This window comes from Sedimenticola selenatireducens DSM 17993 (assembly GCF_000428045.1).
GTDB classification, from domain to species: domain Bacteria; phylum Pseudomonadota; class Gammaproteobacteria; order Chromatiales; family Chromatiaceae; genus Sedimenticola; species Sedimenticola selenatireducens.
Map to the genome: position 1 here is coordinate 1 of NZ_ATZE01000023.1, position 14629 is coordinate 14629.

Sequence of the window (14629 nt, forward strand, 5' to 3'; positions counted from 1 at the left end):
CCCCCAATAATGAGCCCCGGCACAAGCTTCCATGGCAACGTGACAGGGTGGTTGTTTGGCCAGAAATCTCAGCAACTGCCGACGCCGCAGATTCCGGTGCCACAGCTCCTGGCCACTGGGCTTGAAGGCCACCAGCGCAAACAAATTCTTTGCTAGATCGATCCCGATGGTCGTAAGCTTATTCATGGTCTCCTCCTCAACTCATTTAGATAAAAGGGATGCTTTTATCTTGGCGCATTGCGACGCCGATTGGAGTGGGGAGGAGACCATCTCATCACCCTACCACTGAGAATAGCCGCCCATAAAAATAGGGGCAGGCACGGAGGCCTGCCCCTACCAGCGATGAATTGAATCAGATCTCTATGGCGTGCTTCTGGACGCGATAGAGCAGGGTATCGCGGGTCAGCCCCAGCAGACGCGCCGCCTTGCTGCGATTACCACCGCTCATGCAGATCGCCTGGCGGATGATATCGCCCTCCAGCGCAAACAGATCGACCCCCTCTTCCGGCAGGGAGAACAATCCCGCCTTGGCCGCGGTGGCGTTATCCCGTCGCATCTCCAGTGGCATATCGGCGGGCTGGACAATGGCCCCAGGCATCAGGATCACCATGCGCTGACAGAAATTGCGCAGCTCCCGCACATTGCCGGGCCAACGATACTGTTTCACCAGATTGCGTGCAGTAACCGAGTAGCGCGGGGCCTTTCGGCCATGATGCCTTGCCAGATCGGCGGTAAACTGTTTGAGCAACAGCACAATATCATCGGTACGCTCACGCAGCGGCGGCAACGCCAGCGGCACCACATGCAGCCGATAATAGAGGTCTTCGCGGAACTCGCCGGACTTCTGCAGTGACAACAGGTCGGTGCAGGTAGAGGCCAGCACCCGCACATCGGGGTAACCGGCATGGCGCGCCTCCACCGACTCGATGAAATGCAGCAGCTTGGCCTGCGCTTCCAGTGACAGATCCGCCACCTCATCAAGATAAAGGGTGGAACCACTGGCCGTAGCCTTCAAATCCGCCTCGAACTGCCGCTCGTCGATACCGGCACAACCGATCATCCGAAAGCGACCGTTCGAGCGCCGGCTCGCACTATGGATCTCCCGGGCCATTGACGCCTTTCCCGACCCCGGCTCCCCGGTAATCAGCACGGTAACATCCGTCCCCGCCACCATACGGGCGGCATTTACCGCCCGATTGAATACGGGTGAGCTGCCATACATCTTTTCTGCAACACTGTTCATATCCGTATCACTCGCTGTTAGTTGGGTGTCTGTTGATATGCAGTCACATCAAGCAACCCCGGAAACCATAGGGTCAACAGACCTAGCAATATAATAATCAACCCGACCGCCACCTTCAAATAGGGATTTTGCGCATAGCGGTAGAGCCGTCCGGCCAGCATGCCGGTTGCCACCACCGAAGGCAGCGTGCCCAGACCGAAGGCCGCCATATAGAGTGCGCCATCCACCGGCCCCACCTTGGTAGCAGTGGAGATCAGCATGGTATACACCAGTCCGCAGGGCAACCATCCCCAGACCGCCCCATAGGCCACCGCCTGTGGAATCGATTCAACCGGCATCAGTCGGCGGCCCAGCGGTTCGAGCCAACGCCACAAAGGGGCGCCGAGCCGCTCCACCTGCGCCAGACGCGGCAGCCAACCCGCCACATGCAGACCAATCAGCACCATGATCAGCGCGGCAAACCACTGCAACCAGCGATGTCCCTCTCCGGGACCAAGCGCCTCCAGCAGTGCACTGCCCAGCAGACCGATCAAGGCCCCGGCGGCCGCATAACTGAGCACCCGCCCACTGTTATAGGCCAGCAGAAAAATCAAAAATTTAACATTATTCTGTCGCAGGGTGGGCGGCAAACCGTAGCTTAGCGCCCCCATAATGCCCCCACACATGCCGATACAGTGCACGGCACTGAACAGCCCGACAGTAAACGCCAGTGGCAATGACAGGTCCAATTGTGTTCCACCATCTCTTATCCGGCCCACGGGTAGCACGGAGTGGCCCGTGTCACCCGCCGATGTGATGACCCGTCAGTGCCATCACCTGCACAACATCTTCTCGCATCGCTATGATATGCCATTCTCCACCAATATGGATTGATCAATAACAATTGCTCCCATCATACGGCACAATTCCCTGCTACTGCGGTTGCCGGGAAAGACTGATAAAGTGAGCGGGCCGCCTGAGTCACAGGAATAATAATGAAAGAGTTGCACGATCTTGAACTGATCCTGACATCCCATACACCGGTCATCGTGATCGAATCACTGGAAGAGATACGGGTCACGCAGATGCTCACCCAACTCGGCCTGCGCCTGGACCGCCCGATGTACCAGTGGACGGTTACCGAAGGACTCAAGCGACTGGAGGCAGATCTCGGCGTGCAGAAGTTCACCTCGGAACCACGGGAAGTCCTGAAACATATCAAGGCCCTGTCACGGCCCGGCTATTTTTTGCTACTGGACTTCCACCCTTTCCTGGACGACCCGATCCATGTGCGGCTGATCAAGGAGATTGCCCAGGAACACGAACAGATTGCCAAGACCCTGATTTTCCTCAGCCACGATATCCCCATACCGGCGGAAATCAGACACCTTACGGCACGCTTCAATCTGCGTCTGCCGGATCGCGCCGGCATCAAGATGCTGATCAAGGAGGAGGCGCGACGCTGGCAGTCACAGAACCGCCGCAAGGTGCAGGCTGATCCCATGGCCGTGGACCGGCTGGCCTCCAACCTCACCGGCGTCACCGCCACTGACGCCCGTCGCCTGATTCGATCGGCGATCGAAAATGACGGCGCCATCAGCCGTGACGACCTGCCCGGACTGATGAAGACCAAGTATGAACTGATCAATCAGGACGGCGTTATCGCCTTCGAATACGACACCGCCAGCTTTGCCGAGGTGGCCGGTCTGACACGCCTCAAGGAGTGGTTGAGCCATCGCCACAAGTCCTTCGCCGGGCAGACCAGCAGCCTGGATCAGCCCCGGGGCATCATGCTGCTGGGGGTCCAGGGGGCAGGCAAGAGTCTGGCCGCCAAGGCGGTCGCCGGCGCCTTCAGCGTGCCACTGCTGCGCATTGATTTCGGCATCCTTTATAACAAATACATTGGCGAAACCGAGAAGAACCTGCGCAACGCCCTGGAGATCGCCGAAAGCATGGCACCTTGTGTACTCTGGATGGACGAGATAGAAAAGGGCGTCTCTCCCGGCCAGGCGGATGACGGGGTATCGCTGCGCATACTGGGCACCCTGCTCACCTGGATGGCGGAAAACCGCAGCCAGGTATTTATCGTCGCCACCGCCAACGATATTCAGCGCCTGCCGCCCGAACTGATACGCAAGGGCCGGCTGGATGAGATCTTCTTTATCGATCTGCCCGGTGAAGAGGTGCGCCGGGAGATTTTTGATATCCACCTGCGTCGGCGCAATCAAGCCCCGAGCGGTTTTGACCTGGAACTGTTGGCCAGTGCCAGCGAGGGTTTCACCGGCGCGGAGATCGAACAGGCTATCGTCTCAGCCCTCTACGCAGCCCAGGCGCAGGAGAGCAAGCTGGATACCCGGCACCTGCTGGCCGAGATAGAACGGACCCGCCCGCTCTCGGTGGTGATGGCGGAAAAGATCACGCAACAGCGGGAGTGGGCAGCGGGCCGGACCGTAGCGGCAGACTGAAACGCGCAAACCGGATACCATAGCCCACCCGATGGCAGTAACAACAGAAGTTATCCTGGAATCATGCAAACCACACATCCCCTCGGCCAGCTCAGCGCGCTGCAACAGATGATGACTCAGCTGCTTGAGCCGCTCAGCGACCGCGAGTGTCGCCACAGCTACCACCCTTCACTTGCCCCCCTGCTCTGGGATTACGGCCGCGCGGTCTATCTGGAGACCTGGCTGTTGCGACAACAGATTCAGGGAGAGACGGATATCACCGACCGCGTGGCGGACATATTTACCCCTGGTGCGCTGCCGCCCGAAACTCAATGGGAGCGACTCCCCCCCAAGGATCATCTGCTGAACTGGGCGCTGGAACTGCAGGACGAGAACCTGATGCGACTGGCCAACCTGGACAGACTACCAGATCATCCGCTGCTGGCGGAAAACCGGCTGATACTGCTGATCAACCAGTCCCGCGCCCTGCTGTACGAGCAGATGCTGCAGACGCTGGTGGAGCAGCGGCTGCAACAGGCGGAAGCCTACCGGGTAGTGCGCCCGCTCATCGCTGAAGCCCCGACAGCAGACCAGGTCGGCGTCTCCCAGGGACATTATCGGATCGGCGCCAAGGGGGATCCCGCCGCCCGCGATAATGAGCAACCGGCCCAGGTGGTCAACCTGAGCAATTTCCGCATCGACCGGCAACCGGCCAGCAACGCCGCCTGGCTCGCTTTCATGCAGGCTGGGGGCTATGCCATGCGGGAGTACTGGAGCGAGCAGGGCTGGGGCTGGCGCCAAGGCGTCGATAGCCACCCCCATCACTGGCGCCGCGATAACCATGGCGCCTGGTACGGGATGAGCCTGAACGGCCCCGCCGATCTGCTGCCGGAAGATCCTGTCATGGGCATTTCCCAGCACGAGGCACAGGCCTATGCCCGCTGGGTCGCCTCGCTGGGTGGCGAACTGAGCGGTGCCGTTCTGCAGCACGAATACCAGTGGGAAGTCGCCCTGCGCACTCGGGCAGTAAAGACATACGGCCGGGTTTGGGAGTGGTGCGCCAATCCCTTTGAGGCCTACAGTGAATTTCAGCCGGGACTCGATCCCGAGGGCGGCATCGAGCAGTTCGCTCAGGGACATTATGTGCTGCGGGGCGGCTGCCTGCACAGCCAGCCGTCGATCCGGCGCCTCAGTTTCAGGCATCACGCCGCGGCCGGGGACAGAACCCTGTTCGCCGGTACCCGGCTGGTCTTTCCCCCCAAGGAACAGTAACGATGATCAGTTACGACATGCCGCTCTACCGCCCCCCCAGCGAGGGCAATAACCTGATTATCCAGGCCACCCTGGGATGTCACTTCAACCAGTGCTCGTTCTGCTCCATGTACAAGCAGAAGCGTTTCACCATCCGACCGCTTGAGACGGTGTTCGCGGAAATCACCGAGGCCGCCCGGGCCTGGCCGGACGCCCAGCGGGTGTTCCTGGCTGACGGCGATGCCCTGACCCTGCCGACCGATCATCTGCTGGCGATTCTGGAAAAACTGGCCAAGGCGTTTCCCCGGCTCAGCCGGGTCTCCTGCTACGCCAACCCGAGCGATATCCTGCGCAAGCAGGAGACCGAACTGGCGCGTCTGCGGGAACATAAGCTCAACCTGCTCTATGTCGGCATCGAGTCGGGTTCGGGCACCATCCTGAAAAAAATCACCAAAGGCGCCAGCCCGCGAAGCATCCGGGCCGCCCTGGAGAAGGCGCATAACTGCCGCCTAAAGGTTTCGGCCACGGTCATTCTCGGCCTGGGCGGCAAGTCCCGTTCAGAGGAACATATTCAAGGCACTATCGAACTGTTGAGCCGCGCCCCGGTTACCTACCTGTCGACCCTGCAGCTGTTTCTGGAAACCGGCGAGCGGCAGCACTTCCTGGACAAGTTCGGCGAACCCTTCTGCCCCCAGGACGACCAGGCCATTCTGCGGGAACAACGCCGGCTGGTGGCCGGTATCGAGCCCCCCAACCCAATCATCTTCCGCTCCAACCACGCCTCCAACGCCCTGGCGCTGGCTGGCAACCTGCCACGGGACCGGGAACGACTGCTGGCCCGGATCGACCAGGCGTTGACGTATGGAGAACAGTTGCGCCCCCGGCAGCTGCGCGGTTTGTAGGGGCAACCCACTGAGGTTGCCCGCCCAATACCCGCAGGTATGATGCACTCAGCCAGCGGACTCGGCTTCCCATAGGGAGGGCCGCGCACGGCGCCCGTGGGGCGTCCTATGCTGAAATCGACCCGCCCCATTTCGGGCGGGTCAAAAATGCACCGCAGTCTTATTCGCCCTTCTTCTCTTCCAGGGCTTTGGGTGCCTCGAAGGAGAGCAGTTCCACTTCAAAGATCAGGGTTTCATTGGGTCCGATGGCGCCAGGAGCACCCACCTCGCCATACCCGAGGCTGGAGGGGATGAACAACTTCCACTTGGCACCCTGATTCATCTGGCTGATGCCCTCCCGGAAACCGGGAATCACACCATCCAGCGAGAAACTGGTGGGTTCACCACGGGCATAGGAGCTGTCAAACTCCTGGCCGGATATCAGCGTACCACGATAGTGCACGGTGACGGTTGCTCCCGCCATGGGCTTGTCACCTTCACCCGCCTGCAGTACCTGATACTGCAATCCGCTGGGCAGAACGACCACACCTTCCTGTTTACTGTTGTCCGCCAGGAACTTTTCTCCTGCCTGCTTGGCAGCGATCGACTCCTGCGCCTTGAGCTTGGCCATCTCCTCCTTGGTCTGACGGAACGCCTCGGACATCTGCTCCGTGGTCAGCTGTGTGGTATTGCCATTGCGCACATCATCCAGCGCCGCACCAAAGGCAGCCCCTTCGACAGTTACGCCCTGCTGCTTCAGCTGCTGGGCGAATTGATAACCCAGGGCATAGCTGAACCGCTGCTCCAGACTGGTCAGATCGGCAGCCTGGACCGAAAGGGTAGCAGTCGCTAAAACCGCCGCGGTGATGATTGGTTTTATAGACACAGACATTGATTTTCCTTTGTGTGATTAAAATTGGCCCCTTTGGGCCCGTGGGTACAATCGAACGCGTTGAGAAAAAATATCCTTTAATATTCGTCAAATAATTGCAAATAGTCACAATATTGACTATCTTATCCTTGGCAAGCGCCCATTTGACCTTAGTACTGGAAACGGTACGCCCTATCCGGAACCCATTATGGCAATCAACTCCATTTCGGATACCGCCCTTCAGGGCATTCAACGCGGCATGCGCCAGATGCGCCGCAATGCGACGGATATTGCCAGCGCAAACCAGCTCACCGCAAAAACACCAACCAAGGACGCCGTTCGCGCCCTGGTCGAACTTCACCAGAGCAGTCTCCAGACAAGCGCGTCGGTCAAGGCTTTCAAGACAACCGACGCCCTGATAGGTTCCCTGCTTGACGTGAAGGCGTGACCCAATCTACGCATCAAAAAAGCGCATCGACAGATCGATCGCCTTCACATCCTTGGTCAGGGCGCCGACCGAGATATCATCCACGCCGGTCTCGGCAATTTCGCGAATGGTCCCAAGCGTGACACCACCCGATGCCTCAAGACGTGCCTGCCCCTGGACTCGACCGACCGCCTGCCGCAACGCCTCAAGGGTGAAGTTGTCCAGTAGAATCCGCCGGGCACCGGCCGCCAGCGCCTCCTCCAGCTCGTCTTGCGACTCCACTTCCACTTCTATCTCAATATCTGACGCCAGCTGTTGAGCCAGCTTGACTGCCGCTGTCACCGATCCGGCGGCCTTTATGTGATTCTCTTTAATAAGCACGGCATCAAACAGACCGATCCGGTGATTGTGGCAGCCCCCGCAGGTGGCGGCGTATTTCTGCTGTAGCCGCAGACCCGGCAGCGTCTTGCGTGTATCCAGAATGCGCACTCCGGTACCTGCTACCGCATCGGCGTACTGCTTTGCCAGGGTAGCGGTACCCGAGAGAGTCTGCAGATAGTTCAGCGCCGTACGCTCACCCGTCAGCAAGGCGCGGGTATTGCCACTCAACTCACAAACCAGCTGGTCAGGCGCGATCATTTCACTATCGCGACAACGCCAGTCGATAGAAATCGTTGGATCAAGCTGCCGAAACACCTCGTCAAACCAGGCGACTCCACAGATCACTGCGGTCTCCCGGCAGATTACCCTGACCCGGGATTGGGCGTCAGCCGGAATCAGCGCCGCCGTCCGGTCGCCCGTGCCCAGATCCTCCGCCAGCGCCAGTCTCACCTGGGCCCGGATATCTTCCAGATTCGGCAAGGACAACTCAACCGATCTCCAGCAGTTCCACCTCGAACACCAGGGTCGCATTGGGCGGAATCACACCGCCGGCACCGCGTGCACCATAACCCAACTGGGGCGGAATGGTCAGCTTGCGCTTGCCGCCGATCTTCATCCCCTGCACACCTTCATCCCAACCACGAATCACCTGCCCGGCGCCCAGTGAAAAAGTGAAAGGATCATTGCGATCAAGACTGGAATCAAACTTGCGGCCATCGGTAAGCCAGCCGGTATAGTGCACCACTACTCGCTGACCCGCGGCGGCGACCGCACCCTCACCCTCTACCATGTCATCGTATTTCAGACCGGAATCGGTCATCTTTTCCGCCATTTTAATGCCCTCTGGATTTGAATGAATTTTCATAACTATTCAGCTATCCCGATAAACTCAAGATGCAGGATAGATAGTGACAAGTTTTCTTATTGTATACTGCCGACAATCTCATTCACCAGCCAGACAACCCTACTCCGACTCATACCGGTGAATTTATCAGCGAACAGCAGGAGCGTGCTCCGCGACATAAGTCCATCCCTGGCAACGCCGCTCCCGCACATCCTTGTGCTCGGCTCTGGCCTCCTGCTTCGCTCTACCTCCTCCATCCATGGAGTCGTCCGCGGCATAAGTCCATCCCTGGACAAAAAATACCCCCGCAGGGCGGGGGCGTTAACGGCACAGTAATTCAACTCACAAATTCACTCTTCTTTCTTTCCACCCGGTGTTGTCGACGCCGACCGGTTAAGGGTCGCCAACATCGAGTTCAGCGCCCGATCCATTAGCGGCACGCTGACGGCCGGCAATACCACTGCCTTACCGCTACGCAGCCATACCCCCAGTCCCTGCTGGGTCACCTCCGCCACCTTCATTCCCTTGCGGTTAACAAACAGGCAACTGCCACTGATGTTGCTGCGCCAGGAAAGTTTGGCACGTACCACCGTCCCATCCTCCTCGGTCAGCTCCAGCCAGGTACCCACTTCCAACTCCCTGGCCTGCGCGTCGAACTGGTCGGGTTCGCTCTCAATCGGGGCACTACGAGCATCCACCGACTCAAGGACGATCTCTTCCATGACATCACCCGCCCCATCAACCTGATTATCCTCATCGGCCTGATCGGCATCTGCGGATTCCAGGGCGCGACCTCCGCGCAGGCAGGCCAGATGACGTGCCTGCAGTCCCTTGAAGGCGCGGGTCATCTTGTGCTGGTTATAGGAGATCCCGGCAAGCCCCGCACGCAACGCCTTCAACAATTCGGGTATGGAACGCAACAACTCCTGACGCTCACTGTGGCTGGGCTTGGGCATCACGCTCCAGACCAGGCGATCCATAAGATTTACCGCATCGGTCCACTCCTCGCTCTCCCGACCCTTGCGCAGGTAGATCAACAGCAGGACATCATTCCAGCCATCCCGCACCAGGTTCTGCACTACATCGGGAACGGCGCCATAATTTGACAGACAGTGTCCTATCTCATCCGCCACATGACGCTTGGCCTCTACCAGCGCCTCCTTGCCCTGGGTCACCTGGGCGGCCCGCTCCTCTGCGACATGAGCCCCCCGCTGCTCACGCTCAAGAAAGGCGGCAAACTGCTCATACAACTCATCAAACAGAGTCAGGTCATCATCAAACTTGGTCAGTATCCGCCCGACCGCTGACTCGATATGGGCATACAATCCATCACCACTGCGACCCGACTCTTCCGTCCAGCCGATCGCCGCCTGCGCCATGGCATTGAGCAGCCGCCGCGCCGGGTGATCCTTGCGGCTGAAAAAGCTCTTGTCCAGAATCGCTACCTTGAGCATCGGGATCTGCAGCCGCGCCAGCAGGGCGCGCATGGCGTCGGAAAGACCTGGATCCTCAAGGATGAATTCAAACAGCATGGAGATGACATCAATGGTGTCGTCGTCCGAACGGCCAATCGCAACCTTTCCGGAAGCCGCCCGACCTATCTGGGGCATGCTCAGCAGCGCATTACGCATGGCCCCGGCATCCAGCGCCTGTCCGGCAGCCGCCACCTGGTCGCCCTGGTGCTGCAGCACGGAGAGCGCTGAAAGTAGGTTCATCGAATCGACATACTGGACCGAGGTCGACACGGACTGCGTGGCCGGACGCCGCTGCATCAGCAACTGCTGGAGTGTGGCGAACACCTCGGCTTGCAAGCCGGGATCCTCTCCCGGTGTATAGGCCGCACCCTCAGCCGTAGCGCCGTATCCAGACGAACCGGAGGCGCGATAGGGTGAATTGCGCCGCACGGTCGGCTTGATCTCCGGCTGGATTCCGGCCTTGGCCAGGACGGCATTGATCTGATCATAAAGGGGAGCTAGCTGGCCAATGACCTCTTTTTCAAACTGCTTGTAGATCACCAGCTTGACGGCAAGCGTAACTTCGAGCGTGGCCATCGATTGCTTGAAGGCCGCACCGAAAGAAGCCGGAGCAAGCGGATTGCCCGCCTCCCCAATAGTCGCCCCGTTCAGCAGGTAACTGAACCGCTCATCCAGGGCGTACAGATCCCGATAAAAACTGTTGTTGCCCTTGGACACCATGCCCGTGATGGCCAACCCCTCTTCCAGATCGTCACTCTCCACCAGGCCCAACTCATCACTGGTAAAGGAGGCATCCGGCGCATCGTTCGGAACCGAACCGGGACCATGGGTCCAGAAACGGTCGAAGCGTCCCAGCACACCCTTGTTAAAAGCGCTCTGTATCTGCTCACGCTCGCGACGCAGGATACGCATTGCTTCAAAATAGGCCGCCTGGCTCTTGTCGTTCCCCGCCTTATCCGCATGGGTATACAGCACATCGTCCAGCCGTTCGAACAGCGCATCCATGCGCTGCGGCAAAAATTTCACCAGCAACTGCCGACAGGCGTTGATGGTGCCGTGGTAACCCTCCCGGAGAGTCACCCCCTGATCACCCGAACGCTTACCACCAAAAGAAATGATATTTCCGGCCTTCATAACTGGATTCCAATTGTCACTTGTTTCTCATTACAGAACCGAGAGCAACCAACCAAAGAGCCCTCTACAGTATGGAGTCTGGACGCCACCCGCGTAAGCTGTCGTGAGAAGCGTCACAATTACCCATAAGTCAAAAAAATGTCACGTAAAAACGTGACCCAGCTCCCAATTCGCACCGCCATTCACTACACTTTGCATGCCTTCATCAACAAACTCAAGATAATGGCCCGGCGTAAAACAATCCACACATCCGATTAACATCAATTTGTCCGTCGTGTATTGTTACCGCGTGAACAGACTCATGCGGCATTTCAGCAAGGCCCTGGCGGAGAGTATCCGTGACCTACTACCCATTGTAGTCGTTATTGCTTTTTTCCAGTTACTGGTGTTCAGGCAACCAATCCCCGACCTGGGCAATTTGCTGTTTGGCACCCTGCAGGTGGTGATAGGCCTGACCCTGTTCGTGCAGGGCTTGAAAATGGGCCTGTTTCCGATCGGCGAATCGATGGCCCATGATTTCGCCTCCAAGGGCAGTATCCTCTGGCTCACGCTGTTTGCTTTCGCACTGGGATTCGGCACCACGGTAGCCGAACCCGCCCTGATCGCCATCTCTGACGAGGCCGCCCGGGTGGCCGCAATCGGCGGGATGATTGCCCAGAGTGAACCGGAGATGCAGCGCTATGCCGACGGTCTTCGCCTGACCGTGGCGGTATCCGTGGGACTGGCCATTGTGGTTGGGGTCATTCGTATCATCAAGGGATGGCCAGTACAGTATCTGATCATGGGCGGCTATGCCGGGGTAGTGATCATGACCGTCTTCGCCCCGCCCGAAATCATCGGCATTGCCTATGATTCGGGCGGGGTCACCACCTCCACCATCACCGTCCCCCTGGTAACTGCGCTGGGCGTCGGGCTGGCCAGCAGTATCCGCGGCCGCAACCCTATGACCGATGGTTTCGGCCTGATCGCCTTCGCCTCACTCACCCCGATGATCTTTGTCATGGGCTATGGAATGCTACTGTGATGAACTGGCTATCTGATTTCCTCGGCACACTGACTTCAACCATTACCGATGTGCTGCCGATTGCAGCCATCCTGTTCGGATTTCAGCTATTCGTACTGCGCAAACGGGTAAATCACCTCGGACAGGTGCTGGTCGGCTTCCTGCTGGTCCTGCTTGGCCTTGCCTTTTTTCTCCAGGGACTGGAAGAGGCGCTCTTTCCCCTTGGCAAGTTGATGGCGGCACAACTCACGGCACCCGAATTCCTCGGTATCAGCCAGACGGCAGATGAACTCAGCAATAACTGGCAGCACTATCTCTGGGTCTACCTGTTTGCCTTTGCCATCGGCCTCTCCACCACCATCGCCGAGCCCTCCCTGATCGCGGTGGCAATCAAGGCCAATCAGGTCTCCGGCGGCGCGGTGGGTACCTGGGGCCTGCGCATTGCGGTGGCACTGGGAGTGGCGATCGGCATTGCCCTTGGGGCCTATCGCATCGTTACCGGCACCCCGCTGCACTACTACATCATTACCGGCTATGTTGTGGTGCTGATCCAGACCCTATACTGCCCCAAGGCGATTATCGCCCTGGCTTATGATTCGGGTGGCGTCACCACCTCCACCGTAACCGTACCGCTGGTCGCGGCCCTGGGGCTGGGTCTCTCAAGTACGATCCCCGGGCGCAATCCCATGCTGGATGGATTCGGGCTGATCGCCTTTGCCAGCCTGTTTCCTATCATGAGCGTCATGGGCTATGCACAACTTAGTGAATGGCTTGCCCGACGGGCAAGAGCAACCCGAGCGAAGGAAGAACAATGCATTTCAAACTGATCATTGCACTGATTGAAGACAGCAAGACCAATATTGTGGTCGATGCCGCCAGAAATGCCGGCGCCACAGGTTCCACCGTGATCAACCAGGCCCGGGGCGAGGGACTGCAGAAGAGCAAGACCTTTTTCGGCCTGAGCCTGGAAGTACAGCGCGACATGGTGCTGTTTCTGGTTGAGGAGCATTTGAGCCGCAGCATTCTGGAAACCATTGCCGAGGTCGGTGAGTTCGATGACAAGCCCGGCACCGGTATCGCCTTCCAGATCGATGTTGAGGATGCTGTCGGGGTCAGTCATCAGATCAGGCAACTGACCCGCGTCGTGGAGGACGAGCTGTGAGCAAACATGAGATCATCCGTGTCCGGGATGTCATGAAACAGAACGTGGATACCGTGGATGGCATGGACACGGTCGAGGCCGCATTACGGAAGATGGATCACGTCGAGACCAAGACCCTGGTGGTCAACAAGCGGGACGAGAACGACGCCTACGGCATTGTCATGTTTTCCGATATCGCGAGAAAGGTGCTGGCCAGGGATCGCCCGCCATCCAGGGTCAATATCTATGAAATAATGACCAAACCGGTGATTTCCGTCGAACCTGACATGGATATCCGCTACTGCGCTCGGCTGTTCGACCGCCTGCACCTGTCACGCGCCCCGGTAATCAGCAAAGGCGAGATCCTGGGAGTGGTCAGCTTCTCCGACATGGTGGTAAAGGGTATCAAAAAATGAATCCTGCAGTCTGGTCCGGCTGGCTGGAATCGGCACGCCGATGTCCCTCACCCAATCAGGATGAGCGGCCCGACTCCTGCGCAGTTGATCTGCTGGTGATTCACGGCATCAGCCTGCCGCCGGACCAATACGGCGGCCCCTGGATCGACCGGCTGTTCCTTAACCAGCTCCCCCCGGACGAGCATCCCTACTTTGCCCAGATCCATCAAATGCGGGTCTCCTCGCATCTGCTGATCCGCCGGGACGGTGAACGGGTGCAATATGTCCCGCTGCACCGGCGCGCCTGGCACGCGGGCCAGTCATGCTTTGCCGGGCGGGAGCGCTGCAACGACTTTTCCATCGGCATCGAGCTGGAAGGGAGTGACGACACGCCCTATACCGACGCGCAATACCGGGTACTGGCCGAGACCATCCGGGAGATTCAGCAGCACTACCCGGCGATCACGGATACGCGGATCGCCGGGCACTGCGACATCGCCCCGGGCCGCAAGACCGACCCGGGACCGGCCTTCGACTGGCAACACCTGAAACGGCTGCTTGTGAAAGGTGAAGGGTGAAGTTGCGCAGGGTGGATAAGCCGGTAGGCGCATCCACCCTACAATATCGGGACGGGCGCCGACACGGACCGGCTATGCTTTCGAATCAACCTTGCGCCCGACCAAGGCGTCGACAAACATCAGCACCACCCCCAGGGTGATGGCGATATCCGCCACATTGAACGCCGGCCAGTGATAGGTGTGGTAGAAGAAATCCAGGAAATCGATAACATGACCGATCAACAACCGGTCCAGCAGATTTCCCAGCGCCCCGCCGATCACCAGGCTGAGTGAAACGGCCAACAACCGCTCATGTTTCAGCCGCGACAGCCAGACCACCAGCACTATGACGACCACGGCGGCCACCAGGGCAAAAAACCAGCGCTGCCAGCCCCCCTGATCGCTCAGAAAACTGAACGCAGCGCCCTCGTTATAGGCCAGGGTCAGATTAAAAAATGGCAACAGCGGGATGGTTTCATAGACCATCAGGCTGGACTCAACCAGCTGCTTGCTGACCTGATCCAGTGCCACGATTACCAGTGATAGCCAGAGCCAACGATGCATAGATCCGCCCCTACTGCTGCCTGTTCCGTCGTGTTACAG

Annotated in this window: 14 protein-coding genes and 2 pseudogenes; 8 read left to right on the plus strand and 8 right to left on the minus strand. The window is 58.8% G+C overall.

What is annotated here, in order from left to right:
- From A3GO_RS24150 to A3GO_RS0115865, 3 genes and pseudogenes are all read right to left on the minus strand, one after another.
- Window positions 1–186, minus strand: a pseudogene (locus A3GO_RS24150) (IS110 family transposase); the annotation flags it as partial.
- 166 nt (window positions 187–352) lie between these two features.
- A complete protein-coding gene (locus tag A3GO_RS0115860) occupies window positions 353–1243 on the minus strand; it encodes a sigma 54-interacting transcriptional regulator (RefSeq protein ID WP_029134240.1) in 891 nt (296 codons plus the stop codon).
- A gap of 17 nt (window positions 1244–1260) precedes the next feature.
- On the minus strand, window positions 1261–1971 hold the full coding sequence (locus A3GO_RS0115865; RefSeq protein WP_029134241.1) for a sulfite exporter TauE/SafE family protein: 711 nt from the start codon (window positions 1969–1971) through the stop codon (window positions 1261–1263).
- Between the two features lie 246 nt (window positions 1972–2217).
- Between A3GO_RS0115865 and A3GO_RS0115875 the strand changes: the two genes are divergently transcribed.
- From A3GO_RS0115875 to A3GO_RS0115885, 3 genes are all read left to right on the plus strand, one after another.
- The gene (locus A3GO_RS0115875; RefSeq protein ID WP_029134242.1) at window positions 2218–3687 is read left to right on the plus strand and encodes an AAA family ATPase; all 1470 of its coding nucleotides are present in this window, start codon (window positions 2218–2220) and stop codon (window positions 3685–3687) included.
- Between the two features lie 63 nt (window positions 3688–3750).
- Window positions 3751–4938, plus strand: a complete 1188-nt coding sequence (locus A3GO_RS0115880; RefSeq protein WP_029134243.1) for an SUMF1/EgtB/PvdO family nonheme iron enzyme — start codon at window positions 3751–3753, stop codon at window positions 4936–4938.
- 2 nt (window positions 4939–4940) lie between these two features.
- On the plus strand, window positions 4941–5819 hold the full coding sequence (locus A3GO_RS0115885; protein WP_029134244.1) for a radical SAM protein: 879 nt from the start codon (window positions 4941–4943) through the stop codon (window positions 5817–5819).
- 160 nt (window positions 5820–5979) lie between these two features.
- On the opposite strand, the gene A3GO_RS24155 is transcribed toward A3GO_RS0115885, so the two are convergent.
- Entirely contained in the window at window positions 5980–6690 is a 711-nt protein-coding gene (locus A3GO_RS24155) for an FKBP-type peptidyl-prolyl cis-trans isomerase (RefSeq protein ID WP_051302459.1), read from the minus strand.
- A 187-nt stretch (window positions 6691–6877) separates the two neighbouring features.
- Between A3GO_RS24155 and A3GO_RS0115895 the strand changes: the two genes are divergently transcribed.
- The gene (locus A3GO_RS0115895; RefSeq protein ID WP_029134245.1) at window positions 6878–7117 is read left to right on the plus strand and encodes a hypothetical protein; all 240 of its coding nucleotides are present in this window, start codon (window positions 6878–6880) and stop codon (window positions 7115–7117) included.
- A gap of 6 nt (window positions 7118–7123) precedes the next feature.
- On the opposite strand, the gene nadC is transcribed toward A3GO_RS0115895, so the two are convergent.
- The 3 genes from nadC to A3GO_RS24160 form a co-directional block, all read right to left on the minus strand.
- Window positions 7124–8008 carry a carboxylating nicotinate-nucleotide diphosphorylase gene (gene nadC, locus A3GO_RS0115900; RefSeq protein WP_051302461.1) on the minus strand — a complete coding sequence of 295 codons (885 nt, stop codon included), beginning with the start codon at window positions 8006–8008 and terminating at the stop codon, window positions 7124–7126.
- The gene (locus A3GO_RS0115905) at window positions 7965–8342 is read right to left on the minus strand and encodes an FKBP-type peptidyl-prolyl cis-trans isomerase (protein WP_394707583.1); all 378 of its coding nucleotides are present in this window, start codon (window positions 8340–8342) and stop codon (window positions 7965–7967) included. The genes nadC and A3GO_RS0115905 overlap by 44 nt, the downstream gene beginning before the upstream one ends.
- A 329-nt stretch (window positions 8343–8671) precedes the next feature.
- Window positions 8672–10930 (minus strand): DUF1631 domain-containing protein, encoded by a 2259-nt coding sequence (locus tag A3GO_RS24160; RefSeq protein ID WP_051302463.1) that lies wholly within the window; start codon window positions 10928–10930, stop codon window positions 8672–8674.
- Between the two features lie 301 nt (window positions 10931–11231).
- Between A3GO_RS24160 and A3GO_RS26770 the strand changes: the two are divergent.
- The 4 genes and pseudogenes from A3GO_RS26770 to ampD all read left to right on the plus strand — a co-directional run bounded on the left by A3GO_RS26770 (window position 11232) and on the right by ampD (window position 14047).
- Window positions 11232–12760, plus strand: a pseudogene (locus A3GO_RS26770) (DUF1538 domain-containing protein).
- On the plus strand, window positions 12745–13095 hold the full coding sequence (locus A3GO_RS0115930; protein ID WP_029134251.1) for a P-II family nitrogen regulator: 351 nt from the start codon (window positions 12745–12747) through the stop codon (window positions 13093–13095). Before A3GO_RS26770 ends, A3GO_RS0115930 begins: the two are co-directional and overlap by 16 nt.
- The gene (locus A3GO_RS0115935; protein ID WP_029134252.1) at window positions 13092–13490 is read left to right on the plus strand and encodes a CBS domain-containing protein; all 399 of its coding nucleotides are present in this window, start codon (window positions 13092–13094) and stop codon (window positions 13488–13490) included. Before A3GO_RS0115930 ends, A3GO_RS0115935 begins: the two co-directional genes overlap by 4 nt.
- Entirely contained in the window at window positions 13487–14047 is a 561-nt protein-coding gene (gene ampD, locus A3GO_RS0115940) for a 1,6-anhydro-N-acetylmuramyl-L-alanine amidase AmpD (protein WP_029134253.1), read from the plus strand. The genes A3GO_RS0115935 and ampD overlap by 4 nt, the downstream gene beginning before the upstream one ends.
- 72 nt (window positions 14048–14119) lie before the next feature.
- Here ampD and lspA read toward each other — a convergent pair whose 3' ends face one another.
- Entirely contained in the window at window positions 14120–14590 is a 471-nt protein-coding gene (gene lspA / locus A3GO_RS0115945) for a signal peptidase II (protein ID WP_029134254.1), read from the minus strand.
- Window positions 14591–14629 lie beyond the last annotated feature (39 nt).